The sequence below is a fragment of the uncultured Roseobacter sp. genome (genome assembly GCF_947488185.1).
In the GTDB taxonomy this organism is placed as follows: domain Bacteria; phylum Pseudomonadota; class Alphaproteobacteria; order Rhodobacterales; family Rhodobacteraceae; genus Roseobacter.
The window spans coordinates 525391-549432 of the sequence record NZ_CANKYM010000003.1 but is presented as its reverse complement, the minus strand read 5'-3'; the positions used below and the strand labels follow the sequence as shown (position 1 = coordinate 549432).

Genomic DNA, 24042 nt, shown 5'->3' with positions numbered 1-24042 from the left:
TTCAGGCCACCCCTACTCCGCCGCCAGTTCTCCGCTGTCGATCTGCTCTTGCTCGATGCTCTCGAAAAGCGCCTTGAAGTTTCCCTCGCCGAACCCATCATCACCCTTGCGTTGAATGAACTCGAAGAAAATCGGCCCGATCACCGTCTTGGAGAAAATCTGCAGCAAGATCTTGGTCTCGCCACCGTCTACAACGCCTTCGCCATCGATCAGAATGCCGTGTTTTTTCATCCTGTCCACGGGTTCGTCATGGCCGACCACACGGTCATGACTGAGCGTGTAATATGTCTCCGGCGGACCGGGCATGAACTTCAGCCCGCGCGACGCGATCTCATCCGTGCTGTCATAGATGTCGCTGGAGCCTACGGCGATGTGCTGAATACCCTCGCCCTTGTATTTCTTCAGGTAGGAAACGATTTGCCCGGTCTCTCCCCGATCCTCGTTGATCGGGATACGGATACGCCCGCAGGGCGAGGTTAACGCACGGCTAAGCAGCCCGGTAAACTTGCCCTCGATATCGAAAAACCGGATTTCACGAAAGTTGAACAGATCGCCGTAGAACCTGAACCATTTGTCCATGTTCCCCTTGTGCACGTTATGGGTCAGGTGATCGAGATAGTAGAAGCCAACACCCGCAGGCTTCGACTGGGCAATCCAGTCATACTCTTCGTTGTATGGGCTGGTATCGTAGTATTGATCCACGAAATACAGCAGCGACCCGCCAATCCCGACAATGGCTGGCACGTCCAGCACTTTGCCCGCCCCCTCATAGGGCTCCGCGCCTTTCGATACGGCATGGTCGAATGCTGCCTGGGCATCTGCGACACGCCAACCCATAGACGGCGCGCAGGGACCATGCGCCTCGACGAAACGCGCCCCGAAACTGTCTGCTTCGGCGTTCAGCACGTAGGTGATATCGCCCTGCTGCCACAACTCAATGTTTTTGGCCTTATGGTTGGCCACATGCGCATACCCCATGCGCGCAAAGAGATCCCGCAACTCTTGCGGATCAGGATGGGCAAACTCCACGAACTCGAACCCATCCGTCCCGGCGGGGTTCTCCCCGGTGATCGTGGATTTCGGTGCGTCATGCGGGAAAGGGCCCATGGTGATCTCCAGTCAGCAAAGCGAGTCGCGCCCGATGCGCGAATTTTAAGCAGAATACAGCCTTTCACGCGCATTTTCCGCGCAATTTCCATAGCAAGTGTAGACTAAGGCGCGGAATTTCCGCATGATGAGCGCAACACGTGCGAAAGCCCCGCATCATGCTCGACGACACCGACACCCGCCTCTTGCAAGCGCTGCAACGCAACGCCCATCTGACGGCGCAGCAATTGGGCGAGATGTTGAATCTCTCCTCCAGCCAGGCAGGCCGCCGCCGCCAGCGGCTGGAAGCCGATGGCTACATCCGCGCATACGTCGCCCGGCTCGATCCCGCGCATCTGGGACTGCACGTTCAGGGCTTTGTGCAGGTGCATCTGGGCACGCACGGACCGGATCACTCCAAGAGCTTTGCCCGCCTCGTCAACACCCGCCCGGAGATCACGAGCGCATGGACAATGACCGGCGATGCGGATTATCTTTTGCGGGTTTACTGCGCTGACTTACCGGCCCTGAATGCGCTGATCCACGACGTGCTGCTGCCGCATCCGGCTGTGGCGCGGGTGCATAGTCAGATCGTGATGGACCAGCTGAAATCCGATGGGCCCCTGCCCACCTGACCCCCGATGAGGAGACGTCACCCACATGGATAGCTTCCTGTTCCAGGCCTCCATCTACCTGGCCGCCGCCGTCATTGCGGTGCCCTTCGCCTCGCGCCTGGGGCTGGGTTCGGTTCTGGGCTACCTGGCCGCGGGGATCATCATTGGCCCGCTTCTGGGACTGGTCGGGTCTGAAACAGAGGATTTGCAGCATTTCGCCGAATTCGGCGTGGTGATGATGCTCTTCCTGATCGGGTTGGAACTCGAACCCCGTGCCCTCTGGGACATGCGGCACAGGCTCATCGGATTGGGCGGGTTGCAGATCACGATCAGCGCGCTTGCGCTCATGGGGATCGCCATGGCTTACAATCAGCCATGGGGTGTTGCACTTGCCATTGGTCTGGCGTTGTCGCTGAGTTCTACCGCGATCGTTCTGCAAACCCTTTCGGAAAAGGGCCTGATGCAGACAAGTGGCGGGAGATCTGTTTTTTCTGTTCTGTTGACCCAGGACATTGCCGTTATTCCCATCCTCGCCTTTCTGCCGCTGCTCGTCGCCACAGTGCCGGCGCAGATTGCGACAGACGGCTCGATCCAGCGCAGCGGCGAGGAGGCCCATGACAAGGCGCATCAGAGCCTGTCTCTGGTCGAAGGCTTGCCCGGCTGGGGCGTGACGCTGGTGACCATCGCGGCCATCGCGGCGGTCATCTTTGCGGGCATCTTCCTAACGCGCCCCGTTTTCCGATACATCCATTCTGCGCGCCTGCGCGAAATGTACACTGCGCTCGCGCTGCTGATTGTCGTGGGCATTTCGTTTCTGATGACGCTGGTAGGCCTCTCACCAGCTCTGGGCGCGTTTCTGGCGGGTGTGGTGCTGGCCAGCTCCGAATTCCGCCATGAGCTCGAGACTGACCTTGAGCCGTTCAAGGGCCTGCTTCTGGGGCTCTTTTTCATTACCGTCGGCGCGGGCATCAACTTCACGCTGCTCTTTGACAATGTGCTCAATATCGTCGGGATGGCCTTGCTGGTCATCCTGATCAAAGGGCTGATCCTGTTCTTCCTAGGCCGCGCTTTCAAACTCAAGGGCAAGGATCACTGGCTCTTTACCCTCGCGCTGGCCCAAGCCGGGGAGTTTGGCTTTGTCCTTGTGTCTTTTTCCGTCGTGCAGGGGGTCATTCCACGCGGCGTGGCGGAAACGCTGCTGCTCGTCATCTCGATTTCGATGCTGATCACGCCCCTGCTCTTCATCATCTATGATCTGCTTTCGAAACGCGCGCCCGATACGAGCGAACAGCATCCAGACGACGAGATCGACATCGAAGGGCCGGTCATCATCGCGGGCATTGGTCGTTTCGGTCAGATCGTGAATCGGCTGGTGCAGGCAAATGGCTTCAACACCGTCGTGCTTGATCATGACATGGAAACCATCGCCGTGATGCGACGTTTCGGGTTCAAGGGGTTTCTGGGCGACCCGACCCGCCCCGATATCCTGCGCGCGGCCGGTCTGGAGTCCGCCCGTGTGCTGGTTGTCGCGTTGGATGATGCCGAGGCGGCAATCAAACTGGTGCAATATGCGCGCAAGCTGCGCCCCGGGTTACACATCGTCGCCCGTGCCCGCGACCGGACCCACGTCTACCGGCTCTACCAGGCTGGTGCGGATGACATCGTGCGCGAGCTTTTCGACAGTTCCCTACGCGCCGGGCGCTATGTGCTGGAGAACATGGGGCTCAGCGAATACGAGGCTTCGGAGGCGGAGCGGATCTTCTACCATCACGACCGCCACTCCGTACAGGAGTTGGCACAGCTTTGGGATCCGGAGGTTCCGGCCAGCCAGAACCCCGCCTATCTCGCTCGTGCCAAGGAGTTGCAAAAGGAACTCGAGACCGCCTTCCTCAGCCGGGATTCTGAAAAAAAGCAAGCCTGATGCAGTTTTCACGGCGCTCAAGGATCAGGCGTCGGTGACACCGGCTTCTGCGAAAGTCGCCATGCCGCTTAAGCAGGCAACGGCGCCTTTCAACACACCGATGGAAAGCGCCGCGCCCGAGGCTTCGCCCAAGCGCAGGCCAAGCGACAACAGCGGTGATTTACCCAGGGCGTCCAGCATCCTTTGATGCGCGCCCTCGGCACTGAGATGGCTGGCAACGCAATGATCCAGCGATCCGGCCACGGTCTTTTCCAGACAGGCGGCGGCGGCACAACAAATGAAGCCGTCCAGCAGGACCGGGATACGCAGGCTCCGCGCCCGCGCAATCGCGCCTGCCATGGCCGCCACCTCGCGCCCGCCCAAACGGCGCAGGGTCTCCAGACCATCACCCTGGCCGCCGTGCAGCGCAACGCCTTCGGCCACCACGCGGGTCTTGGTCTCCAACCCCGCATCATCCACGCCTGTGCCGCGCCCGGTCCAGTCGGACGCAGTGCCCCCGAAAAGAGCCGCCGCCAGCGCCGCTGCAGAAGTGGTATTGCCGATGCCCATCTCGCCGGTGACCAAAACGTCTGCGCCTTCATCCACCGCTGTCCAGCCTGTCTGCAGGGCCTCGACCAGGTCCGCCTCGCTTATCGCGGCGGTTTGCGTGAAATCCGCGGTCGGCCTGTCGAGCGCAAGCGCATGCACGTCAAGCTGTGCGCCAAAGGTGCGCGCCAGCTGGTTGATCGCCGCACCGCCGTGCTGGAAGTTCAGCACCATCTGCGCGGTCACTTCCGGCGGGAAGGCCGACACCCCCTGCGCCGCAACCCCGTGGTTTCCGGCGAAGACAATGATCTGAGGTTTCTCGACCACCGGGCGCGCGGTGCCGCGCCAGCCCGCATACCAGATCGCAAGATCCTCCAGACGCCCGAGCGCGGCGGGCGGTTTGGTCAACTGACCGTTTCGCGCGGTGGCGGCGGCCATGGCTTCTGTGTCGTTGCCCGGCTGTGCGGCCAGAAGGGACCGGAAACCGGCCATGTCCGAAAAAGCTGCTGTCATGGGGTCCCTCGGTTGCAACATCCTGCGCACCTGATTACCCAATGAACACGTCCCCACAAGCCTCGAACGACACGGCACCCTATGAAAACCGACAAAATCCCTTTCTGGCTGACCGATCTTCTGCTCGCAGGGTCTTTGCTGAGCCGACTGCCCTTGCCGCATGTGCCGGACACCGCATTCGAGCGCGCGGCACATGCCTGCTGGGCCTATCCGGTTGTGGGGGCGGTGATCGGGGGTCTTGCCGGGATTGCAGCCAGCATTCTGCTGGCGATGGGGCTGCCAGCCGTTTTTGCGGCAGGCGGTCTTCTCGCCGTTCTGATGCTGCTGACCGGTTCCATGCACGAGGATGGGCTTGGCGACACGGCGGACGGTTTCTGGGGCGGGTTCGACCGAGCGCGGCGGCTTGAGATCATGAAGGACAGCCAGACCGGCACCTATGGCATCCTGGCCCTGCTGATCGTAACCGGGCTGAGGTGGTCTGCCTATGCGGCTCTCCTGCCCCTGGGCCTCTGGTCGGTGGTTGCGGCCGCGACCCTCTCACGCGCGATGATGCCCTGCATGATGGCCGCCCTGCCTCATGCACGGGAGGCTGGCCTGTCGCAGAGCGTGGGGCGTCCGGATGCGCCGACGGCGGTTCTGGGATTGGGCACAGCGCTCTTGCTAGCCGGGCTATGCGTCGGAGGCGCGGCCATCGGCGGCCTGCTGGTCGCGCTGGCTGTCACCGGCGCGTTGGGCTGGCTCGCACACCGGAAGATCGGCGGACAGACCGGCGATGTCCTCGGCGCGACGCAGCAACTGGCCGAGGTTGGCATTCTGGCAGTTTTCGTGCTGCTGCTGACATAGAAAAACCGCGCGCCCGGCGGACACGCGGTTTTTTCAAGAGCAATAGGGGGATCAGGCCGCAACGCGGCTTTCTAATACGTCGCCCACCTGCTTGGCAGCGGCCAGCTCATCGCCACCGCTCACAGCAGCCACTTCCCGCGTCAGACGCTCCAATGCGGCCTCATAAAGCTGACGCTCCGAATAGCTCTGCTCGCGCTGATCATCGGTGCGGTGCAGGTCGCGCACCACTTCGGCAATCGCAATCAAGTCACCGGAATTGATCTTCTGCTCATATTCCTGCGCCCGGCGCGACCACATGGCCCGCTTGACCTTGGCTTTCCCTTTCAGCGTCTTCATCGCATGGGTGATCACGTCCGGCGAGCTCAGCGCCCGCATCCCGATTTCCGTGGCCTTATGCGTCGGCACCCGCAGCGTCATCTTGTCCTTCTCGAAGGAGATCACAAAAAGCTCCAGCGAAATCCCGGCCACTTCCTGTTCCTCGATCGACAGAATTTGACCCACGCCGTGCGCGGGGTAGACGACGAATTCGTTCGGGCGGAAATCAAGTTTCTTCGATTTGGTCATTCAGTGTTCCTTAGAAAACGGCAGTGGCCCGCAGGATTTTGACAGTCAAAAACACACTGAGCGTTGACCGTGAGGCCGCGCGTTCGAGTGTGTGGCTATCGATTTTCCAGTGCCAGCCACCGATCAGGTCGCAAGGCGATGAGCATATCCGTTATTGCTTTGTGACGACAATATAACACAAAAACGGGCCGCAAAAAAGCGGACCCTACGTCAATTCAAGGAAAACACCGCGAAACGAAGCGATTAAAGAGGAAATACCGGCGCGAATTGCTTCGAATCAGCGCGAAATTTGCCTCATCCGCCCTCGCCGGGCTTCTCGGAGAAGTACTTTTCGAGCTTCCCGGTCTCACCATCGCGCTCTTCAGCATCGGGGAGCGGGTCCTTCTTGGTGATGATGACCGGCCACATCTCGGAATACTTGCGATTGAACTCAACCCATTTCTCCGTATCCGGCTCGGTATCCGGGCGGATCGCGTCCGCGGGGCACTCAGGCTCGCAGACGCCACAATCAATGCATTCATCGGGGTGAATGACCAGCATGTTCTCACCCTCGTAAAAGCAATCCACCGGACACACTTCGACGCAGTCGGTGTATTTGCAGGCAATGCAGCTGTCGTTCACGATATAGGTCATCGGACCCTCTTTTCCCCAGTCTCTGAAGGGTAGCTAAATGAGCCAACCCGATCATTCAAGGGAGCGCGCCTTAGAAAGATCAAGGATGCGGCGATCCCGCTTTGTCGGGCGACCTTTTCCCTCAAAGGCCGGGTTTTCCGGGGTGGTTTCCTTTGATCTGGGCTCCGGCGGGGACAAATCGGTATAAAGCGTCTGCGCTTCGGGGGCCGGACCGCGCCGCACGCCTATGGCCAGGATGCGGATCACCCGAACGTGATCGCCCTGCGCAAAGGTCAGCACATCCTCGGGGCCCACCATCTGGCTGCGTTTCTCCGTACGCACTCCATTGACGCGCACATCCCCCGCAGCCACCCGCGTGGCCGCCAGCGAGCGGGTTTTGAAGAACCGCGCATGCCAGAGCCATTTGTCGAGGCGGAGTTTTTCAGCCAATCACTTGGTGTCCTTCAGCCCCATGAGGGCGGCGGCAAAGGGGTTGTCCGGGTCGATCTTCTTCTCCGGCTTGGGCGGCCGGGCGGAGAATTTCTGCGCGCCCTTGTCCTTGTCTCCACGGGGGCCGCCGCGTTTGCCTTTGCCCCCCGGTTTGCCCTTACCCTTGCCTTGCGGGCGATCCCCGCCCTGACGGCGGTTGGACGCCCCGGCGTTGCGCGGCGGGCGACCCCAGGTGAACGTGTAGAAGGTTTCAAGCTCCGGGCCTGCCTCTTCCGCATCCGGGGCTTCCCCAAGGGGCGTCTCTTCGGCAGGTGTCACCGGAACAGGCGTTTCGCTGTCAGGTGTCTCCGGCGTTGGGATGGCAGGAGCCTCGGCGGCCTCCGCCTGATCCATAACCGGTGTGTCGCCTTCCGCTGGTGCGGGCTCGCTTGGTGTCACCACGGCATCGACCGGTTTCACCTTGGTCCGCTCGCCTTTGTCGGCCTTGTATCCAAGACCCTGCATGAGATCGGCAAATTGCTCGAGCGTCATCCCTGTGATGGAGAGCATGTCAGCGTTGGCTTCGAACCCGGCGCGCGAATTCTCGCCGCGCAGCATATCCGCGAGCCGCTCCAGCATGTCGATGCGGATCGCGCGTTCCCCCGCGTTACGGTAGCCGGACATCGTGTCTGCACCCGCCGGGGCCGTCTTGTCCGCAGGAATGGTCACCAGACCGGGGGGCGGGGCTTCGGGGAAATCCTGCACGCCCTGCATCAAAGACCACAGCACCAGCCGCAAGCGCGTCGGCGCGGGTTTCAGCAGAAGCGGCATGAAGATCGTGAACTGACCAAACCGGATGCCATGCTTGCGCAGCGCGCCGCGCGCATCCTGATCTAGTGCCTTTACATCGTCGGCCACGGTGGCCCGCGGCAGCACACCCAAGGCCTCCACCATCTGGAAGGCGAACCCGCGCGCCAGACCGGCGAGTTCCTCGTCCCGGCTGAGGTTCAAGAGCGGCTCGAACAGGGCTGCGATCTTGCGGTCGATGAAATGCTGCAACCGGCGCTGCACCTTTTGCGCAACCTCGGGGCCTGCCACATCATCCACGAACACCTCGACCTGCGGCTTCAGCGCATCGGCACCGGCCACCAGTTTGCCGACGGCGTCCTTGCCCCAGATAAGCCCCCCCTGCTCGGTGAAATCGATTTCCGTGTCGGGCGCATTGTAGAACCGATCCGCGCGCAGATGGAATTGCGGCCCAAGCGCCTGCAGCGCCGCCGATTTGATCGTCTTCGCCTCGGCGCCACCGGCACCCTTGTCCTGTGAAAAGCGGAAACCTTCCAACCGCCCCACAAACTCACCTTCGACGGTTACTTCGCCGGTATTCGATACTTCTGCCACCATGGCTTCCTTCTGGCCGAGCCGGCGCAAGAGCACGGATGTGCGCCGGTCTACGAATCTTTGCGTCAGACGCTCGTGCAGCGCATCCGACAATCGGTCTTCTACAGAACGCGTTTGCTCCCGCCAATGACTTTCATCAATCGTCCAGCCTTTGCGCTGCGCGACATATGTCCACGTGCGGATAAACGCCAATCTCTTGGATAACGCATCAATGTCGCCATCGGTTCGATCAATTCTGTTTATACGCTGCGCCAGCCAGTCGTCGGGTAAGTTGCCACGCTCGTGCAAATGGTTGAAAATCGCCTCCAGAAGGCCCGTGTGCTCGGCGTGGCTAATGCCGCGAAAATCGGGAATGCGGCACACGTCCCACAACAGCCTGACGGAGGGCCCGTCGGTGCACCGCGCCGCCACTTCGGCGTCCTGTGCCAGCACCTTGAGCGCACCCAAATCGTCCGCTTCACGGGCTTTGACCAGCACCTCGCCATTCGGCGGGGCTTCAAGGCTGGCGATCAGACCGTCGATGGTGCCGAATCGCAGTGCATGATTGCGCCAGTTGAGCTTTTTCAACGGTGTGAACCGATGCGACGTGATCGCCTCGGCCACCCCTTCGTCCAGCGGAGAAGCATCGCCCGTGACCCCGAAGGTACCGTTTTTCATACCCCGCCCGGCACGCCCCGCGATCTGGGCCAGCTCGTTCGGGGCCAGGGGCCGCATCCGCCGCCCGTCGAATTTCGACAGCGCCGAAAACGCCACATGGTCCACGTCAAGGTTCAGCCCCATGCCGATGGCGTCCGTGGCCACCAGATAGTCCACCTCACCGTTCTGGTACATGTCGACCTGCGCATTGCGCGTACGCGGGCTGAGCGCCCCCATGACCACCGCCGCACCGCCCTTCTGACGCCGAATGAGTTCGGCGATGGCATATACATTCTCAACCGAAAACCCGACGATGGCGCTGCGCGGCTTCATCCGGCTTATCTTTTTCGGACCAACATAGGTCAATTCGGACATGCGCTCGCGCTGAACGAATTGCGCCTGCGGCACCAACGCGCGGATCGGGCCGCGCATGGTGTCGGCGCCCAGAAACAGCGTCTCGTGCAGCCCTCGCGCGCGCAGCAACCGGTCGGTGAACACATGGCCACGCTCCGGGTCGGCGCAGAGCTGGATTTCATCGACGGCCAGAAAATCGCAGCCGATCCCGTCCGGCATCGCCTCGACCGTGCAGATCCAGTATTGCGTGCGCGGCGGCACGATCCGCTCCTCACCCGTCACCAGGGCCACCACGGAAGGGCCACGCGCGGCCACCACCCGGTCGTAGACCTCGCGCGCCAAAAGCCGCAGCGGCAGGCCGATCACCCCTGTGCGGTGGCCCAGCATGCGTTCGATGGCATAGGTGGTCTTGCCTGTGTTGGTCGGGCCCAGAACGGCCACGACCCGCGTGTCACCTGTCACGGCGCTGTCCTTCGTTTGTTGCTGCTCAGAGGGTCCGACCGATGCCGCGCCGCTTGAGCTGCTCCATCGCCGTTTTCGCGTTCTCATGGTTGGGATGCAAGGCCAGAACACGTTCAAAGGCCGCGGCGGCCCGGTCATGGTCGCCGAACTCCTGCAACATCACGCCAAGCCCGAAGATCGCATTGTAATTGTTGGGATTTAACGCCAGCGCCCGCTCCAGATCATCCAGCGCGGGGCCATAGAGCCCGGCCTGATAGAAGGCGGTCGCACGCGCATGCCAGCCTTCGGCAAAATCCGGCGCATGGTCGGTCAGCGCTGTCAGGTGATTGATGGCCTTTTCCGTCTCCTCCTGCTCCAACGCGTCCCGACCACGTTTGAGCAAAAGGTCCATCGACGCGGACCCCGACCTGTCCCAGATCAGGGACAATTCACGGTCCAACCGCGACGCCTCTGATTCGGGCGCCTCGCGCAACTGTTGCAATAAAGCCTCTTCGCTTTGCTGAGCTTGCGCTGGCGCGACAAAAACGAGCGCGATGACAAATGCCGTAACGACACGTTTGAGGAAATAGAGTTTCATGGCCATAACACACTTGATTGTAACAGGCATGCAGGGCAATTCCAGTGCCCAAAGATGCCGTGAACCCAAAAGGGCGTGAAGATGAGCGATATTGTGACCGAAGCCGTGGCGGCGCTGAACGAAAAACTGGCAGGATCGGATTTTGGCGGCACGGCAAAATTTGACATCGCGGGCGAAGGCTGTGTGATGATGGACAGCTCCGGCGCGCGCGCGGGCGACGAGGCCGCAGACGTGACACTGAGCGCGGATGCCGAAACGTTTAAATCCATTCTGGACGGCGATACGAACCCCACAAGCGCCTTCATGACCGGTAAGCTCAGCGTGGACGGCGACATGGGCATGGCCATGCAACTCGCCTCTGCGCTGGCCTGATGAGCCTCAGCCCCGCCCCTTTTCTCAGCGACATCGCTTTTGGAGAGAAAGGCGGGGCTGCGCATTGGGCGCAGACGTCTGACGATCTGCGTGTGCGGATCGGCCAATGGTCGAAATCGGAGGCAAAAGGCACGGTGCTGATCTTTCCCGGACGCACCGAATTCATTGAAAAATATGATGGTTGTGCGGCCGCACTGGCTCGGCGTGGTTTTGCCAGCATGGCCATTGACTGGCGGGGCCAGGGTCTGGCAGACCGACTGCTCGACAATCCGTTGATGGGCCATGTCGAGCATTTCAGCGACTACCAGAAAGACGTGAATGCCTTGGTCCGGGCAGCGCGGACGCTGGAGATGCCACGCCCGTTTTTCCTGCTGGCCCACTCCATGGGGGGTGCCATCGGCCTGCGCGCGGCGATGGAGGGGTTGTCGGTGCAGGCCACGGCCTTCACTGGCCCGATGTGGGGCATTCGCATTGCGCCGCATTTGCGACCGGTGGCCTGGACGCTCAGCCATGTGATGCCGCGCGTCGGACAGGGCCACCGCCTGCCCCCAGGTACCACGATCGAACACCATGTCCTGACCGACGGGTTTCAGGACAATCTGCTCACGCGTGACCCGGAGCAGTTCGAAATGATGCGAAAGCAACTCGAAGCGCACCCCGAACTGGCTCTGGGCGGGCCCAGCTTCGTCTGGCTGCGCGAGGCCTTGCTAGAAACGCGGCATCTGGCCAGCCGCCCGTCACCCAACCTGCCTTGTGTCACCTTTCTGGGCACCAACGAACGCATTGTCGATATCAGCGCCGTACACCGCCGCATGGATGCGTGGAAACGCGGCACGCTCGAACTGGTGCCGGACGGCGAGCATGAGGTGCTGATGGAAAGCGCGGCAGTGGCTGATCCGCTCTTTGATCGCATGGCTGAGCTTTTTCTCAGCGGCGGCCACGGCTAGGGTCTGGGCAAAAGCTGCCAGCCGTCTAGATTGGCTGACATGAGTTCTTCCCCCTCCCTCACATTTACAGACCATGGCATCTACTGCGCTGCCGGTGATTTCTACATTGATCCCTGGCGTCCGGTGGAGCGTGCCCTGATCACCCATGGTCACGCGGATCACGCCCGCAGTGGCCACCAAAGGTACCTTGCGACGAACGCAGCCCTGCCGGTCATGCGTCACCGTCTTGGCGAAATCAACGCGCAGGGCATGCCCTATGGCGAAGTGGTCTCCATCGGCGATGCGCAGGTCTCTTTCCACCCTGCAGGCCATGTGCCCGGCTCCGCGCAAATCCGGGTAGAGGTCGCCGGGGAAATCTGGGTGGCCTCAGGGGATTACAAGACCGAAGACGATGGGCTGTCAGAGCCGTTCGAGCCGCAGAGCTGCCACCACTTCATCACGGAATCGACCTTCGGGCTGCCGGTCTTTCGCTGGCAGCCTCAGGCCCAGATCGCGCGGGAGATCAACGACTGGTGGGTGGCCTGCGCAGCAGCGGGCAAGACCGCGTTTCTGGGGGCTTACGCTCTGGGCAAGGCACAGCGATTGTTGACCATGCTGCATGCGGATATCGGCCCGATCCTGACCCATGGCGCCGTGGAAGCCACCAACAAGGTGCTGCGGGCGCAGGGGATTGACCTGCCGGACACCGTACATGCGACGGCTGAGATCGACCCCAAAGCCTATCCGGGCGCTCTGGTGCTGGCGCCGCCCTCCGCACTGGGCAGCGCCTGGGCCCGGAAATTCGGTGCGCAGGAAAACGCCTTTGCCAGCGGCTGGATGCAGTTGCGCGGGGTCCGGCGCAGGCGCGCGGGGGATCGGGGTTTTGTCATCTCCGATCATGCAGACTGGCAGGGACTGCTCGACACGATCAGGGAAACCGGCGCAGAAAACATCTATGTGACGCATGGGTATACGGATATCTTCACTCGGTATCTGGTGGAAAACGGCTGGAAAGCGCAGGTTGTGCCCACCGAGTTCGAAGGAGAGACGCTGGACACGGAGGGCAAGGAATGAAGCGCTTTGCCGCCCTCTTCAACGCCATCGATCAAAGCACCAAAACCACCGTAAAAGTTTCTGCTCTGGCGGATTACTTTGCCGAAGCGCCTGATATGGACCGGATGTGGACCATAGCGCTGTTCTCCGGGCGCAGACCGAAACGGGCGGTGACCACCACCAAGCTGCGCGAATGGGCGGCGGAAGAGGCGCGCATTCCGCCCTGGCTCTTTGAGGAGAGCTACCCAATTGTCGGCGATCTGGCCGAAACCATCGCGCTGGTGCTGCCCCCGAATGAAACGTCTTCAGACGAAAGCCTGTCGCATTGGATCAACGCCTTGCGCGCGCTGGCCAGTGTCGAGGAAGAGGACCGGAAGGCCGCGGTTCTTCAGGCTTGGGCGCAGCTTGGCGGGACGGAACGCTTTGTTTTCAACAAGCTGATCACCGGCGGGTTTCGCATGGGGGTCAGCCAGAAACTGATGACCCGCGCGCTGTCCCGCGCCACCGGCAAATCGGAGGCGGAACTGGCGCACCGCCTGATGGGCAACTGGCACCCTGACGACACCACATGGGATGCGCTGATCGAGGCCGAAGACGCCTCTGCCGATGCCTCGCGCCCCTACCCGTTCTATCTCGCCTATGCGCTGGAAGACGGCCCCGACGCCCTTGGCGCGCCCCAGGATTGGCGCGCAGAGTGGAAATGGGACGGCATTCGCGGCCAGCTGATCCTGCGGGACGGGCAGCACTTTGTCTGGTCGCGGGGCGAGGAGTTGATGACTGACCGGTTTCCGGAACTGGCGCGCGCGGTGGATTTCCTGCCCCCGGGCACGGTGCTTGATGGGGAACTGCTGGTCTGGCATCCGCAGACAGAAAGCCCTGCGAGCTTTAACGCGCTTCAGCGCAGGATCGGGCGCAAGACGGTGCCGAAAAAGCTGCTGGCCGAAGCGCCCGTCGTTCTGCACGCCTATGACCTGCTCGAATGGGAAGGGGCCGACATGCGCGAGACCCCCTTTGCCGAGCGCCGCGCCGTGCTGGAACGTGCCTGCGCCGATCTGCCCGCCGAAGCGCCGGTGCGGCTCTCTCCCCAGCTTGATTTCGACAGTTGGGAGGACCTCGCGGAGGTCCGATCCGTCGCACGTGACGAAAACGCCGAAGGGCTGATGCTCAAACGTGCCGACAGCCCCTATCTGGTGGGCCGCAAGAAGGGCGACTGGTGGAAGTGGAAGCTCGACCCGCTGACCATCGACGCGGTGATGATCTATGCCCAGGCGGGCCACGGGCGGCGCGCCAATCTCTTCACCGATTTCACCTTCGCGGTCTGGAACGGCAATGATCTGGTGCCCTTCACCAAGGCCTATTCCGGCCTGACGGATGCGGAGTTCCGCGAGATCACGAAATGGGTGCGCAAGAACACGCTGCAACGCTTTGGTCCGGTGCGGCAGGTGACGCCGCATCATGTGTTCGAGATCGCCTTTGAAGGCATTCAGGCCAGCCCGCGCCACAAGTCTGGCGTTGCCCTGCGGTTTCCGCGTATGTCGCGCTGGCGGCGGGATAAACCGCTGCAGGAAGCCAACACGCTGGACGACTTGAACGACATGCTGAGGATTTATGGATAAGCCGGACGCCATTCTGCCACCGCCCCCACAGGCGCCCCTGAAACGTGCGCCCGATGGGGCCTGCGACGCGCATGTGCATCTGGTTGCCAATCGGGAAGAATTCCCCTTGTGGGACGGTCGGGCGGAGAACCCCGCCCCCGGCCCGGATCTCGACGGCTGGCTGGAGATGTTCCGCACCCAGCTGAATACGCTTGGATTTTCGCGTGGCGTGATCGTGCATTCCATTCTCTACGGTACGGACAACAGCGTCACCGTCGAAGCGGTTCGGCGCATGGGGCCCGGTTTCAAGGGTGTCGGGCTGCTCGCCGATGGTACCTCCGACCGGCAGATGGATGATTTTGTGAAATGGAACATGGCCGCCGTGCGGCTCAACTACGTGCACGGCGGTGTCCTGAGCTGGGAGGGTGCCAAAACCATGGCCCCAGCCTTGGCCGAACGCGGCCTGCACATCCAGATGCTCTGCCACGCGGATCAGCATATGGCTGAGATTGCCGACGATGCGCGCGCCCTGAAGACCGATGTCGTCTTTGATCATATCGGCTGGCCCAAGGATGCGTTGACGCCAGACTCCGCTGGTTTTCAGGCGCTCTGCCGCCTGCTGGCCGACGGGAAGGCCTGGGTGAAGCTTTCGGCGTTGTATCGCCTGTGCCCTGCCCCTTACACACAGGCGGACCCGCTGGTGGCCGCGTTGATCGCGGCCAACCCGGAGCGTTGTCTTTGGGGCTCTGATTGGCCGCATCTGATGCTGGCGGATGCGCAGATGCCGCAGGCTGCAGACCTTCTGAACGCCTTTGATCGCGTGGTTCCCGATGAACAGACCCGGCAGCGCATCCTCGTGGACAACCCGGCGCGTCTTTTTGGGTTCGACACTGCATGAAGGCAGCGGCCCCGCTTGTCCCGCCGCCCTGCCCGACATAGGTATAGCGAAACACTGATGAGGTCCTTGATGTTTCAACTCCCCTTTCCCCTGCGCGATGCGAATACTGCCGGTACCGGCGCCCCTCTGGGCGATTTGCCTGAGTGGAATCTCGATGACCTCTACACCGGGGAAGACGCCACCGAACTCAAGCGTGATCTGGACTGGCTGGAACAGGCCTGCGCGAGCTTTGCATCCGACTACGAAGGCAAGCTGGGCGAGCTGGATGCCCCGGGATTTCTGGACTGCGTGTTGCGGAACGAAAAGATCAACCAGATCGCCGGGCGCATCATGTCCTTTGCCGGTCTGCGCTACTACCAGCTGACCACCGATGCGGGCCGGGCCAAATTCATGTCCGACCTGCAGGAGAAGATCACCAACTTCACCACGCCGCTGGTGTTTTTCACGTTGGAGATCAACCGCCAGCCGGATGATCATCTGGAGGGTCTTTACGCCCAGAACGCCGATCTGGCGCGCTACAAGCCGGTCTTTGACCGCATCCGGGCGATGAAGCCCTATCAGCTGAGCGACGAGTTGGAGAAGTTCCTGCACGATCTTGGCGTCGTCGGCGATGCCTGGGAGCGGCTTTTCGATGAGACCATCGCGGGGCTGGAATTCGAGGTGGAGGGCGAGACGCTCAACATCGAAGGCACGCTGAACCTGCTGACCGATCCGGTGCGTGGCAAGCGCGAGGCGGCGGCGCGGGTGCTTGCCGAGGTGTTTTCCGACAACATCAAGACCTTCGCGCGGGTGCACAATACGCAAGCCAAGGAAAAGGAAATCGTCGACCGCTGGCGCGGGATGGAGACGGCGCAGCTGGGTCGTCATCTCAGCAATCAGGTAGAGCCCGAAGTGGTCGAAGCGCTGCGCAACGCCGTGGTCGACGCCTACCCCAAGCTCAGCCACCGGTATTACGAGCTCAAGCGCAAGTGGCTGGGCCTCGACAAGATGCAGGTCTGGGACCGCAATGCGCCGCTGCCGATGGAAGACACCCGGATCGTCAACTGGGCCGAAGCCGAGAACACGGTCATGGACGCCTACAACGCCTTTGATCCGCGCATGGGCGAGATTGCAGCGCCCTTTTTCAGCAAAGGCTGGATCGACGCTGGCGTGAAGCCGGGCAAGGCCCCGGGCGCCTTTGCACATCCAACCGTCACCAACGTGCACCCCTACGTGATGCTGAACTATCTGGGCAAACCCCGTGATGTGATGACGCTGGCACATGAGCTGGGCCACGGCGTGCATCAGGTGCTGGCGGCAGAACAGGGCGAAATGCTGTCCTCCACCCCGCTGACACTGGCCGAAACCGCGAGCGTCTTTGGCGAAATGCTCACCTTCCGCAAAATGCTCGACCGGGCCGAGACGCAGGCACAGCGCAAGGTGCTGCTGGCCGGCAAGGTCGAGGACATGATCAACACGGTCGTGCGGCAGATCGCGTTCTATGATTTCGAATGCAAACTGCACGCCGCGCGCCGGGGGGGTGAGTTGACGCCTGATGACATCAACGCGCTGTGGATGAGCGTCCAGGCCGAAAGCCTTGGGCCTGCCTTTGAATTCATGGACGGCTACGAGACCTTCTGGGCCTATATCCCGCATTTCGTGCATTCGCCCTTCTATGTCTACGCCTATGCCTTTGGCGACGGGCTGGTGAATGCACTTTATGCGGTTTACGCCGAAGGCGACGCGGGTTTTGAAGACAAGTATTTCGACATGTTGAAAGCGGGTGGTTCCAAACACCACAAGGAATTGCTTGCGCCATTTGGGCTTGATGCGTCTGACCCTGCGTTCTGGGACAAGGGGCTCAGCATGATCTCGGGCTTCATCGACGAATTGGAGGCGATGGAGGACTGATCTCAGCCCTCCGGCCTGCCACCCGCCTCGAAAACCATATCCATCATGGCCTGCGTGCCCTTGCTGAATTCCAGCGGGCACGCATAGGGCACGCCCTCGCGGACCGATTCGCCGAAGGCTTCCACCTGCAGGACGTAATGGTTTACACCGGGGAACCTCTCGATCACGCGGGTGTGGACTTTGGACTCCAGACATAACTCCGCCTGATCGAAGACGCCTGCATTGAATGGGCAGGTCACGCGCAAAACGCCCTGATCGCCGTGAAACACGATCTCCTGCCGGTTGAAGAGACGCATGGAGACCACCGCGGAATAGGTGAAATCGGGGAATTTCGCAGCCATCTGCACAAAGGTATCGACACCGTTTTCGTAGTCGATATGCGCGAAGGGCACCGAAAGCGGTTCCTGCCCGGTAACATACCGCACCGACCCGAAGGTGTAGACGCCAATGTCCGGCAACCCGCCGCCCCCCGCCGCCGCCTGATTGCGGATGTTGCCCTGATCCGCGTTGAAATAGGAGAATACCGCGTCCACGTGGCGGAGTTGCCCGATCGCTCCCTCCGCGATCAATTCTTTGGCCCGCACGAATTGCGGATGATGCACGATCATGAACGCCTCGGCGGCCAGCAGCCCGGAGGCATCGCGCGCCGCAATCAGCCCGTCGAACTGATCCGCCTGCAGGGTCATCGGCTTTTCACAAAGCACATGTTTGCCAGCCGCCAGCGCTTTCAGGCTCCAGTCGACATGCAAGTGGTTGGGCAGCGGGATATAGACGGCATCCACCTGTTCATCCGCCAGCAACGCATCATAGCTGTCATGCACCCTGAGCCCCGGTGCAAGGGCATCGAAAGGGGCCACCTTAGCCGGAGCCGACGTGGCCAGCGCCATCAGTTGCGAACCTCTGGCGGCATGGATGGCGGGCCCCATGAAGTTTGCTGCAAAATTGGATGCGCCCAGAATGCCCCAGCGTAGTGATGTCATGCCCATATCTCCCTGTTTCAACGCAGATTAGTGCAAACAAGCGGACAGAGGGTAGGCGTCTTTTCAAAAAAGAAACCCCCGCAACCGTCAGGCTGCGGGGATTCGAGAAAGTGTTATGAGGTGTAGGATCAGGCGCTGGCCATCATTCCCTTTTCCTTAGCAAGGTCGCGCATTTTCTTCTGAAGCTTTTCGAATGCGCGCACTTCGATCTGCCGAATCCGTTCGCGGCTGACGTCGTACTCAGCGCTGAGATCTTCAAGAGTGACCGTCTTGTCGGACAGGCGACGTTGCGTGAGAATGTCCTTCTCGCGATCATTGAGAACGCTCATGGCCTCGCCCAGCAGCTCGCGACGCGCTTCGAGCTCGTTGCGCGCCTCGTAATCGCCAGCCTGGTCGGCATCTTCATCTTCGAGCCAATCCTGCCACTGCATCGCACCTTCGGTTTCAGACCCGACGGTGGCATTCAAGGATGCGTCACCGCCCGACATGCGCCGGTTCATTGAGACCACTTCGGCCTCTGTCACACCCAGATCGGTGGCGATGCGGGTCACGTTTTCAGGACGCAGATCGCCCTCTTCCAGCGCGCCAATGCGGTTTTTTGCCTTGCGCAGGTTAAAGAAGAGCTTTTTCTGGCCGGATGTTGTCCCAAGCTTCACCAGGCTCCAGCTGCGCAGGATATATTCCTGGATAGAGGCACGAATCCACCACATGGCGTAGGTCGCAAGGCGGAACCCTTTTTCCGGGTCAAACCGCTTCACAGCCTGCATCAGGCCCACGTTGGCCTCCGAAATCACCTCAGCCTGCGGCAGGCCATAGCCGCGATAGCCCATGGCGATCTTGGCCGCGAGACGCAGGTGAGATGTCACCATCTTATGCGCCGCAGCGGTGTCTTCCTTCTCAACCCATGCCTTGGCGAGCATGTATTCCTCTTCGGGTTCCAACAGCGGAAACTTGCGAATTTCCTGCATATAGCGGTTCAACCCGCCTTCTGGCGTTGGCGCCGGTAGATTTGCATAATTTGCCATAGAAGCCTCCCAATGTTTACGGGCTTAACATGCTAGATAGGGTCTGAACTGATCAGTTCAAGTTGTCAGACCCGAAAATGTTAACGGAAACGATACAACCGTCGGATTAACGAAAGACTGACACAAAGCGCCAGCGTTAACACTTCACGTATCAGTGCGCTCACGCAGGCTTGCTGTTTGTGTCAGAACCGCGCGCTACGTCGATCAAATCGCTCATATCCTGCGGCAAAGGTGCCTCGAACCGCGCATTTTCGCCGGAAATAGGGTGTATGAACCCCAAAACAGCCGCGTGCAGCGCCTGGCGCGGGAAATTCTTGATCGCTTCGGCCGCCGGTTCGCTCATCGCCTTCGCAGCAAGTTTACGCTTGCCGCCATAGGTGGGATCGCCCACCAAACCGTGCCCGGCATGGGCCAGATGCACCCTGATCTGATGCGTTCGGCCCGTTTCCAACCAGCATTCCATCAAGGCCAGAACCGGCGGCTGGCCAAACCGCTCCACCGTGCGCGCCCGCGTCACCGCGTGACGCCCTCCGTGAAACAGCACCGCCTGCCGCTGCCGGTCGGTGCGATGGCGCGCCAGCTGGGTGGTCAGCTTCAAGATATTGCCAGGCTCAAAACTGGCCCCTTTCACGCCGCGTAACCGTGGGTCATTCGCATCGGGCACGCCGTAAACAAGCGCCTGATAGTAGCGTTCCACCGAATGCGCCTCGAACTGCGCGGCCAAACCGTGATGGGCCGCATCCGATTTCGCTACCACCAGCAGGCCCGATGTGTCCTTGTCGATCCGGTGCACGATACCAGGGCGCTTCAACCCGCCGACACCGGACAGATCGGACCCGCAATGCGCCAGCAGAGCATTGACCAGCGTGCCCGACGGCGTGCCCGGCGCAGGGTGCACCACCATGCCCGCCGGTTTGTTGATCACGATCAGATCGTCGTCCTCGAATACCACGTCCAGCGGGATATCTTCGGGCAGGATATGGCTGTCCTGCGCCTCTTCCACGTCAATGATCACCTCTGCTCCCGCTTCGATCCGGGCCTTGGGGTCCTGCGCCACGGTACCGTCTACCCGCACCGCCCCTTCTGCGATCAGGCGCCCGATACGGGTGCGCGACAAGGCCGCCTCCACTGGCACATCGCGCGCAAGCGCCTTATCAAGGCGCGACGGCGGTGTTTCGTCGATGGAAAAGCGGATTTGGCGGAGCGGCATGGATAGTCCTGAAATAAGGCCGGAAGACGAGGGTCAAGAACCCGCCAACCTGAGGTTTCTGCGGCGGTTGGTGACAGTGCTGACCGCGACGATGATTGGCGGTGTTCTACTGATCATCTTCCTGATTGTCATGCGTTTCAATGATCCCGCGCCCGATCTGCCGACCGAGATCACCTTGCCCGGCGGCGCGCGGGCTATTTCCTTTACCCAAGGACCCGATTGGTACGCCGTGGTGACGGATAACGACGAGATTCTGATCTTTGACCGCGTCACGGGTCAGCTCGAAAAAACGATTTCCGTTCAATAGCTTGATTGCAGCTTCAAGTGGCCGGAGGGAGGGTGGTACCACCTCCCCGGCTTGAACGGGGGACCTCCTGATCCACAATCAGGCGCTCTAACCAACTGAGCTAAGGCGGCACTGGGTTGGATTTAACGGCCCCATTTACAGATTGCAAGAGGGTTAGAAGCGATAGCTCCAGCTCTGTTCGACCAGATCCTGGCCAAAGGAATGCACCGGTTTGGTGCTCTCCAACTGCCAGCCATGGGCCTTGTAGAGCGCGCAGGCCGCCTTGTGGCTTTCATGGGTCCAGAGTTGCATGCCCTGATAGCCACGGTCCTTTGCAAAGCCCATGCAGGTCTCCAACAGCCGTTTGCCCAGGCCCTTCCCCCGCGCTTGCGGGACGAGCAGGAACAGCCGCAGTTTGGACGTCGTTTCGGACAGTCGAACGCAGAAAATCGAGCCGAGGCGTGCGCCGTCTTCCTCTGCAATCCACCCGCGTTCCAGTTCTGGATCGTGTTCGGCGATGAAGGCGTCCAGGATATCGCCCACCAGAATACCAAAGCTGTCGTCAAACCCTTCGGTCTTAGCATAGAGACGACCGTGCTGATCCACGAGCCAGTCTCGGTCATCGGCGGTAAACTGTCTGATGGTCACGCTATCCATGTCCGCACCAAAACCCAAGTCGTCTTGCCTTTCAACCCCGCTCAGGCTAGCGATGCACCCACTTCACTCAGGAGAAATCACATGGGCATCGACACCGAACGCGAGATTGAGGCCAATTTGCAGATCGGGCCCACCGACAAGGGCATGGTCCGGATCTATGTCGAATCGCAGGGCCTTGAAATTCCGATGGATTTCTCGCCCGATGATGCTGATGAAATCGCCGATGAGATCACCGCCGCCGCCAATCGGGCGCGGAACATGCGCGGCGGCAAACGCTAACCCCAGTCCAGCCCTATGTCAGGGTCACGCAACCCTTGCAAACGGCGCGCAGCCGTGGTCGCGAGTTTCTGAACCATCGATTTCCGGCGCGCAGCCGCCAGCTTGTCTTCAGGCCCCATGCGGATGACTTCCGCGCCATAGGCATCCGCGATGATCAGACCGGTTTCCAGTGGCAGCAGTTCCGTCGGGAAGCTGTCATCCACGGCCCAGAAGAACCGATCGCACCATTCCAGGTAGCCCTGCCACTTGCTGTCTGACTGATAGTCGGCCCGGCTCGATTTGCATTCGATCACCCAGATCTCGCCTTTCGGACCCAACCCCATCAGATCGACCCGCAATCCGCGGGCGGGCACAAGCTCTTCAACGCTCGCGAACCCGTAGCTCGCCAGAAGCCGCGCCGCCCCACGGGCCAGAAGCTGGCCGGGTTGGAAACTCTGCAGATCATCATGCGCCATGCATCAAATATGAACATATCGGGAACATCGCGCAAGGATATTCCTGCGCTCTGTTGGTATTGCCCCTTGTTACCCGGTGGGTGGCGGCCTAAGTGAGACAGGTGACGGGTTCTGCTCTTCGCGTGACTGGTTACGTTCCAGTGGCCTTAAGCAAATCCGAGGGAGCTGGCTCTGTCCTGGCCCTGGCCAAGTTACCTGGCGCCCACCTGTACATACAGGTCCTCGGGAATAAAAAACCAAACGGCTGCAGCGGGCCCGTCACACAGACCCGCAGGACAATTCATCGCTCAGACAGAAATCCGATGGCGGATCAGCGACGCTTGTGCAGCGCCCGCTTTTCTTCGACACGGACAGGGATCAGCAATTCCTCGCGCTGCGGCTGCGCGAACGCACTGCGGATCAAACGAAGGATGAAATTGAACATTGCCAGTCTCCTTTGTCTTAGAAGATGGCACTTGATGCCGAAATGTCCAGAGGCAAATGACGCGAAATAGCGCTAACAGGACTCTTTACGCACCGTCTCTGCAACCAGCACGGGCACCCCCTGCCGGGGACCGAAACCACCATCATCGCCCGAATCGGGTTTGTCCGCCATCGCAGTGATCGCCCAGGCAAATTGCACGCCGGAAAACACAATGCCGTTAAGCACCCAGAAGACGGCAACGGCCATGACGGCCACGTCCGAGCCGGACACAAGATGCCACAGATTGGCGACGTTCAGCCATAAAACAAGGAAAACAAAGGCGCCCGCCGCCGCAAATCCGGTCAACGCGCTTTTCACGTATAATCTGACGACTCGCGGCATGGATTTCTCCTTTGCCCTGATCATAGCGCCGTCACGCGCGAATTCAAAAGGCTTCCGGTTGCGCTTCGCGGGCCATGTGATCCAGCACCGCATTCACGAATTTCGGTTCCTTGCCGTCAGGGAAAAAGGCGCGCGCCACGTCGACATATTCGGTAATCACAACTTTGGGAGGCGCGTCCTTGCGTTGCAACTCTGCCCCTGCTGCCCGGAAAAGTGCCCGCAGCGTCGGGTCGATCCGCGCGATGGGCCATTTCGCCACCAGCGCCCGATCCGTCATCTGGTCAATCGGCGCCTGGGAGTTCACCGCGTCTTCAAGAACGGCCGCGAAAAGCTCGATGTCGCCATCCTGCATCTCGTCGCCGTCATAGGTCGCGCCAAAACGATGGTCGAGGAATTCCGCCCGCACCGCTTCGACGGTCTGCGCGGAATGCTCCATCTGGAACAGCGCCTGCACGGCGTAAAGCCGGGCGGCGGATTTCATTTTCCGGCGCTGGTTGCCGGAGAGGTTGCCATGCAACGATGTCATGCGGTTTTGGATCCGTCACTTGAACCGGCGATCAGCGTGTCCTGCCCTGCTGGCTTGAACCCGATGCCTTTGGATTGGGTGGCCCATTTACGGGCCATTGCCACCAGATGCAAGGCCGCCGCCGCCGCCCCGCCGCCTTTGTTCTGGCCCTGCACATCGGCGCGCACCTCTGCCTGCGCCCGGGTCTCCACCGTCAGGATACCATTGCCGATGCAAAGCCCCTGCAGGCCCAGCAATTGCAAGGCCCGGCTGCTGTCATTGCAGACGGTTTCGTAATGCGTGGTCTCGCCCCGGATCACGCAGCCAAGCGCCACGTAACCATCGAAGTTGCTGCGCCGGTCGGAGATGCCGATGGCCGTCGGCACTTCCAGCGCGCCGGGCATTTCGACCAGTTCCCAGGTGGCACCTGCCGCTTCGATCTCGGCTTTGGCCCCGGCCACCAGATTATCGGCGATATCCTTGTAATAGGGCGCCACGACGATCAGGATTTTCACCGGCTTGTCGAACTCCGGGCGTGGCAAGACATAGTGCTCTTCATTCACAGCCAT

26 protein-coding genes and 1 tRNA gene are annotated in these 24042 nt (G+C 61.0%); 11 read left to right on the top strand and 16 right to left on the bottom strand.

Translation table 11 applies throughout. The features are described 5' to 3' along the window. Window positions 1-12: 12 nt before the first annotated feature. Entirely contained in the window at window positions 13-1107 is a 1095-nt protein-coding gene (gene hppD, locus Q1A52_RS13860) for a 4-hydroxyphenylpyruvate dioxygenase (RefSeq protein WP_300016354.1), read from the bottom strand. A gap of 158 nt (window positions 1108-1265) precedes the next feature. Between hppD and Q1A52_RS13855 the strand changes: the two genes are divergently transcribed. Together Q1A52_RS13855 and Q1A52_RS13850 are read left to right on the top strand one after the other, a co-directional pair. Then, window positions 1266-1721 carry an Lrp/AsnC family transcriptional regulator gene (locus tag Q1A52_RS13855; RefSeq protein WP_300017319.1) on the top strand — a complete coding sequence of 152 codons (456 nt, stop codon included), beginning with the start codon at window positions 1266-1268 and terminating at the stop codon, window positions 1719-1721. 25 nt (window positions 1722-1746) lie between these two features. Beyond that, window positions 1747-3621: a monovalent cation:proton antiporter-2 (CPA2) family protein gene (locus Q1A52_RS13850; RefSeq protein ID WP_300016351.1), complete on the top strand. Its 1875-nt coding sequence runs from the start codon at window positions 1747-1749 to the stop codon at window positions 3619-3621. 24 nt (window positions 3622-3645) lie between these two features. Here the strand turns inward: Q1A52_RS13850 and cobT are convergent, their stop codons facing one another. Next, the gene (gene cobT / locus Q1A52_RS13845) at window positions 3646-4659 is read right to left on the bottom strand and encodes a nicotinate-nucleotide--dimethylbenzimidazole phosphoribosyltransferase (protein WP_300016349.1); all 1014 of its coding nucleotides are present in this window, start codon (window positions 4657-4659) and stop codon (window positions 3646-3648) included. 81 nt (window positions 4660-4740) lie between these two features. Here cobT and cobS point away from each other — a divergent pair, with 81 nt between their 5' ends. Then, window positions 4741-5502 (top strand): adenosylcobinamide-GDP ribazoletransferase, encoded by a 762-nt coding sequence (gene cobS, locus Q1A52_RS13840; protein ID WP_300016346.1) that lies wholly within the window; start codon window positions 4741-4743, stop codon window positions 5500-5502. Between the two features lie 51 nt (window positions 5503-5553). Here the strand turns inward: cobS and Q1A52_RS13835 are convergent, their stop codons facing one another. The 5 genes from Q1A52_RS13835 to Q1A52_RS13815 form a co-directional block, all read right to left on the bottom strand. Beyond that, window positions 5554-6066, bottom strand: a complete 513-nt coding sequence (locus Q1A52_RS13835; RefSeq protein WP_195820682.1) for a CarD family transcriptional regulator — start codon at window positions 6064-6066, stop codon at window positions 5554-5556. Window positions 6067-6360: 294 nt separating this feature from the next. Continuing rightward, window positions 6361-6699 carry a ferredoxin FdxA gene (fdxA, locus tag Q1A52_RS13830; protein WP_195820683.1) on the bottom strand — a complete coding sequence of 113 codons (339 nt, stop codon included), beginning with the start codon at window positions 6697-6699 and terminating at the stop codon, window positions 6361-6363. 51 nt (window positions 6700-6750) lie between these two features. Further along, window positions 6751-7128, bottom strand: coding sequence for an RNA-binding S4 domain-containing protein (locus tag Q1A52_RS13825; RefSeq protein WP_300016343.1), 378 nt, complete (start codon window positions 7126-7128; stop codon window positions 6751-6753). Next, complete coding sequence (locus tag Q1A52_RS13820) at window positions 7129-9960, bottom strand: helicase-related protein (protein ID WP_300016340.1); 2832 nt, start codon at window positions 9958-9960, stop codon at window positions 7129-7131. A gap of 25 nt (window positions 9961-9985) precedes the next feature. Then, complete coding sequence (locus Q1A52_RS13815) at window positions 9986-10537, bottom strand: tetratricopeptide repeat protein (protein WP_367278041.1); 552 nt, start codon at window positions 10535-10537, stop codon at window positions 9986-9988. 81 nt (window positions 10538-10618) lie between these two features. Between Q1A52_RS13815 and Q1A52_RS13810 the strand changes: the two genes are divergently transcribed. From Q1A52_RS13810 to Q1A52_RS13785, 6 genes are all read left to right on the top strand, one after another. Beyond that, entirely contained in the window at window positions 10619-10909 is a 291-nt protein-coding gene (locus Q1A52_RS13810; protein ID WP_195820687.1) for an SCP2 sterol-binding domain-containing protein, read from the top strand. Beyond that, window positions 10909-11856: an alpha/beta fold hydrolase gene (locus Q1A52_RS13805; RefSeq protein WP_300016333.1), complete on the top strand. Its 948-nt coding sequence runs from the start codon at window positions 10909-10911 to the stop codon at window positions 11854-11856. The genes Q1A52_RS13810 and Q1A52_RS13805 overlap by 1 nt, the downstream gene beginning before the upstream one ends. A gap of 39 nt (window positions 11857-11895) precedes the next feature. After that, on the top strand, window positions 11896-12909 hold the full coding sequence (locus Q1A52_RS13800; RefSeq protein WP_300016330.1) for a ligase-associated DNA damage response exonuclease: 1014 nt from the start codon (window positions 11896-11898) through the stop codon (window positions 12907-12909). After that, on the top strand, window positions 12906-14504 hold the full coding sequence (locus Q1A52_RS13795; protein ID WP_300016327.1) for an ATP-dependent DNA ligase: 1599 nt from the start codon (window positions 12906-12908) through the stop codon (window positions 14502-14504). The genes Q1A52_RS13800 and Q1A52_RS13795 overlap by 4 nt, the downstream gene beginning before the upstream one ends. Beyond that, window positions 14497-15381: an amidohydrolase gene (locus Q1A52_RS13790; protein ID WP_300016324.1), complete on the top strand. Its 885-nt coding sequence runs from the start codon at window positions 14497-14499 to the stop codon at window positions 15379-15381. Before Q1A52_RS13795 ends, Q1A52_RS13790 begins: the two co-directional genes overlap by 8 nt. Window positions 15382-15450: 69 nt before the next feature. Then, window positions 15451-17271 carry a M3 family oligoendopeptidase gene (locus Q1A52_RS13785; protein ID WP_300016321.1) on the top strand — a complete coding sequence of 607 codons (1821 nt, stop codon included), beginning with the start codon at window positions 15451-15453 and terminating at the stop codon, window positions 17269-17271. 2 nt (window positions 17272-17273) lie between these two features. Here the strand turns inward: Q1A52_RS13785 and Q1A52_RS13780 are convergent, their stop codons facing one another. From Q1A52_RS13780 to Q1A52_RS13770, 3 genes are all read right to left on the bottom strand, one after another. Beyond that, window positions 17274-18251 carry a Gfo/Idh/MocA family oxidoreductase gene (locus tag Q1A52_RS13780; RefSeq protein ID WP_300016318.1) on the bottom strand — a complete coding sequence of 326 codons (978 nt, stop codon included), beginning with the start codon at window positions 18249-18251 and terminating at the stop codon, window positions 17274-17276. A gap of 128 nt (window positions 18252-18379) precedes the next feature. Beyond that, window positions 18380-19276, bottom strand: a complete 897-nt coding sequence (rpoH, locus tag Q1A52_RS13775; RefSeq protein WP_299782610.1) for an RNA polymerase sigma factor RpoH — start codon at window positions 19274-19276, stop codon at window positions 18380-18382. Window positions 19277-19436: 160 nt separating this feature from the next. Next, window positions 19437-20486, bottom strand: a complete 1050-nt coding sequence (locus tag Q1A52_RS13770) for an RluA family pseudouridine synthase (protein ID WP_300016315.1) — start codon at window positions 20484-20486, stop codon at window positions 19437-19439. On the opposite strand from Q1A52_RS13770, the gene Q1A52_RS13765 reads away from it, so the two are divergent. Next, complete coding sequence (locus tag Q1A52_RS13765; RefSeq protein ID WP_300016312.1) at window positions 20485-20793, top strand: DUF6476 family protein; 309 nt, start codon at window positions 20485-20487, stop codon at window positions 20791-20793. The two genes, Q1A52_RS13770 and Q1A52_RS13765, sit on opposite strands and share 2 nt — an antisense overlap. A gap of 33 nt (window positions 20794-20826) precedes the next feature. Here the strand turns inward: Q1A52_RS13765 and Q1A52_RS13760 are convergent. After that, window positions 20827-20903, bottom strand: a tRNA-His gene (locus tag Q1A52_RS13760). Window positions 20904-20946: 43 nt separating this feature from the next. Then, window positions 20947-21429, bottom strand: coding sequence for a GNAT family N-acetyltransferase (locus Q1A52_RS13755; RefSeq protein ID WP_300016309.1), 483 nt, complete (start codon window positions 21427-21429; stop codon window positions 20947-20949). Between the two features lie 81 nt (window positions 21430-21510). Between Q1A52_RS13755 and Q1A52_RS13750 the strand changes: the two genes are divergently transcribed. Further along, window positions 21511-21708, top strand: coding sequence for a DUF6324 family protein (locus Q1A52_RS13750; RefSeq protein WP_299826820.1), 198 nt, complete (start codon window positions 21511-21513; stop codon window positions 21706-21708). On the opposite strand, the gene Q1A52_RS13745 is transcribed toward Q1A52_RS13750, so the two are convergent. The 4 genes from Q1A52_RS13745 to Q1A52_RS13730 all read right to left on the bottom strand — a co-directional run bounded on the left by Q1A52_RS13745 (window position 21705) and on the right by Q1A52_RS13730 (window position 24042). Further along, window positions 21705-22163: an MmcB family DNA repair protein gene (locus Q1A52_RS13745; RefSeq protein ID WP_300016305.1), complete on the bottom strand. Its 459-nt coding sequence runs from the start codon at window positions 22161-22163 to the stop codon at window positions 21705-21707. The genes Q1A52_RS13750 and Q1A52_RS13745 overlap by 4 nt on opposite strands. 496 nt (window positions 22164-22659) lie before the next feature. Further along, complete coding sequence (locus Q1A52_RS13740) at window positions 22660-22968, bottom strand: hypothetical protein (RefSeq protein WP_300016302.1); 309 nt, start codon at window positions 22966-22968, stop codon at window positions 22660-22662. Between the two features lie 43 nt (window positions 22969-23011). Next, window positions 23012-23494: a transcription antitermination factor NusB gene (gene nusB / locus Q1A52_RS13735; protein WP_300016299.1), complete on the bottom strand. Its 483-nt coding sequence runs from the start codon at window positions 23492-23494 to the stop codon at window positions 23012-23014. Beyond that, the gene (locus tag Q1A52_RS13730; protein ID WP_299782593.1) at window positions 23491-24042 is read right to left on the bottom strand and encodes a 6,7-dimethyl-8-ribityllumazine synthase; all 552 of its coding nucleotides are present in this window, start codon (window positions 24040-24042) and stop codon (window positions 23491-23493) included. Before Q1A52_RS13730 ends, nusB begins: the two co-directional genes overlap by 4 nt.

Coding starts and splice junctions, on each gene's coding strand:
- hppD (WP_300016354.1), bottom strand. CDS start 1,107: ATGGGCCCTTTCCCGCATGACGCACCGAAATCCACGATCACCGGGGAG.
- Q1A52_RS13855 (WP_300017319.1), top strand. CDS start 1,266: ATGCTCGACGACACCGACACCCGCCTCTTGCAAGCGCTGCAACGCAAC.
- Q1A52_RS13850 (WP_300016351.1), top strand. CDS start 1,747: ATGGATAGCTTCCTGTTCCAGGCCTCCATCTACCTGGCCGCCGCCGTC.
- cobT (WP_300016349.1), bottom strand. CDS start 4,659: ATGACAGCAGCTTTTTCGGACATGGCCGGTTTCCGGTCCCTTCTGGCC.
- cobS (WP_300016346.1), top strand. CDS start 4,741: ATGAAAACCGACAAAATCCCTTTCTGGCTGACCGATCTTCTGCTCGCA.
- Q1A52_RS13835 (WP_195820682.1), bottom strand. CDS start 6,066: ATGACCAAATCGAAGAAACTTGATTTCCGCCCGAACGAATTCGTCGTC.
- fdxA (WP_195820683.1), bottom strand. CDS start 6,699: ATGACCTATATCGTGAACGACAGCTGCATTGCCTGCAAATACACCGAC.
- Q1A52_RS13815 (WP_367278041.1), bottom strand. CDS start 10,537: ATGAAACTCTATTTCCTCAAACGTGTCGTTACGGCATTTGTCATCGCG.
- Q1A52_RS13810 (WP_195820687.1), top strand. CDS start 10,619: ATGAGCGATATTGTGACCGAAGCCGTGGCGGCGCTGAACGAAAAACTG.
- Q1A52_RS13805 (WP_300016333.1), top strand. CDS start 10,909: ATGAGCCTCAGCCCCGCCCCTTTTCTCAGCGACATCGCTTTTGGAGAG.
- Q1A52_RS13800 (WP_300016330.1), top strand. CDS start 11,896: ATGAGTTCTTCCCCCTCCCTCACATTTACAGACCATGGCATCTACTGC.
- Q1A52_RS13795 (WP_300016327.1), top strand. CDS start 12,906: ATGAAGCGCTTTGCCGCCCTCTTCAACGCCATCGATCAAAGCACCAAA.
- Q1A52_RS13790 (WP_300016324.1), top strand. CDS start 14,497: ATGGATAAGCCGGACGCCATTCTGCCACCGCCCCCACAGGCGCCCCTG.
- Q1A52_RS13785 (WP_300016321.1), top strand. CDS start 15,451: ATGTTTCAACTCCCCTTTCCCCTGCGCGATGCGAATACTGCCGGTACC.
- Q1A52_RS13780 (WP_300016318.1), bottom strand. CDS start 18,251: ATGACATCACTACGCTGGGGCATTCTGGGCGCATCCAATTTTGCAGCA.
- rpoH (WP_299782610.1), bottom strand. CDS start 19,276: ATGGCAAATTATGCAAATCTACCGGCGCCAACGCCAGAAGGCGGGTTG.
- Q1A52_RS13765 (WP_300016312.1), top strand. CDS start 20,485: ATGGATAGTCCTGAAATAAGGCCGGAAGACGAGGGTCAAGAACCCGCC.
- Q1A52_RS13770 (WP_300016315.1), bottom strand. CDS start 20,486: ATGCCGCTCCGCCAAATCCGCTTTTCCATCGACGAAACACCGCCGTCG.
- Q1A52_RS13755 (WP_300016309.1), bottom strand. CDS start 21,429: ATGGATAGCGTGACCATCAGACAGTTTACCGCCGATGACCGAGACTGG.
- Q1A52_RS13750 (WP_299826820.1), top strand. CDS start 21,511: ATGGGCATCGACACCGAACGCGAGATTGAGGCCAATTTGCAGATCGGG.
- Q1A52_RS13745 (WP_300016305.1), bottom strand. CDS start 22,163: ATGGCGCATGATGATCTGCAGAGTTTCCAACCCGGCCAGCTTCTGGCC.
- Q1A52_RS13740 (WP_300016302.1), bottom strand. CDS start 22,968: ATGCCGCGAGTCGTCAGATTATACGTGAAAAGCGCGTTGACCGGATTT.
- nusB (WP_300016299.1), bottom strand. CDS start 23,494: ATGACATCGTTGCATGGCAACCTCTCCGGCAACCAGCGCCGGAAAATG.
- Q1A52_RS13730 (WP_299782593.1), bottom strand. CDS start 24,042: ATGGCTGTGAATGAAGAGCACTATGTCTTGCCACGCCCGGAGTTCGAC.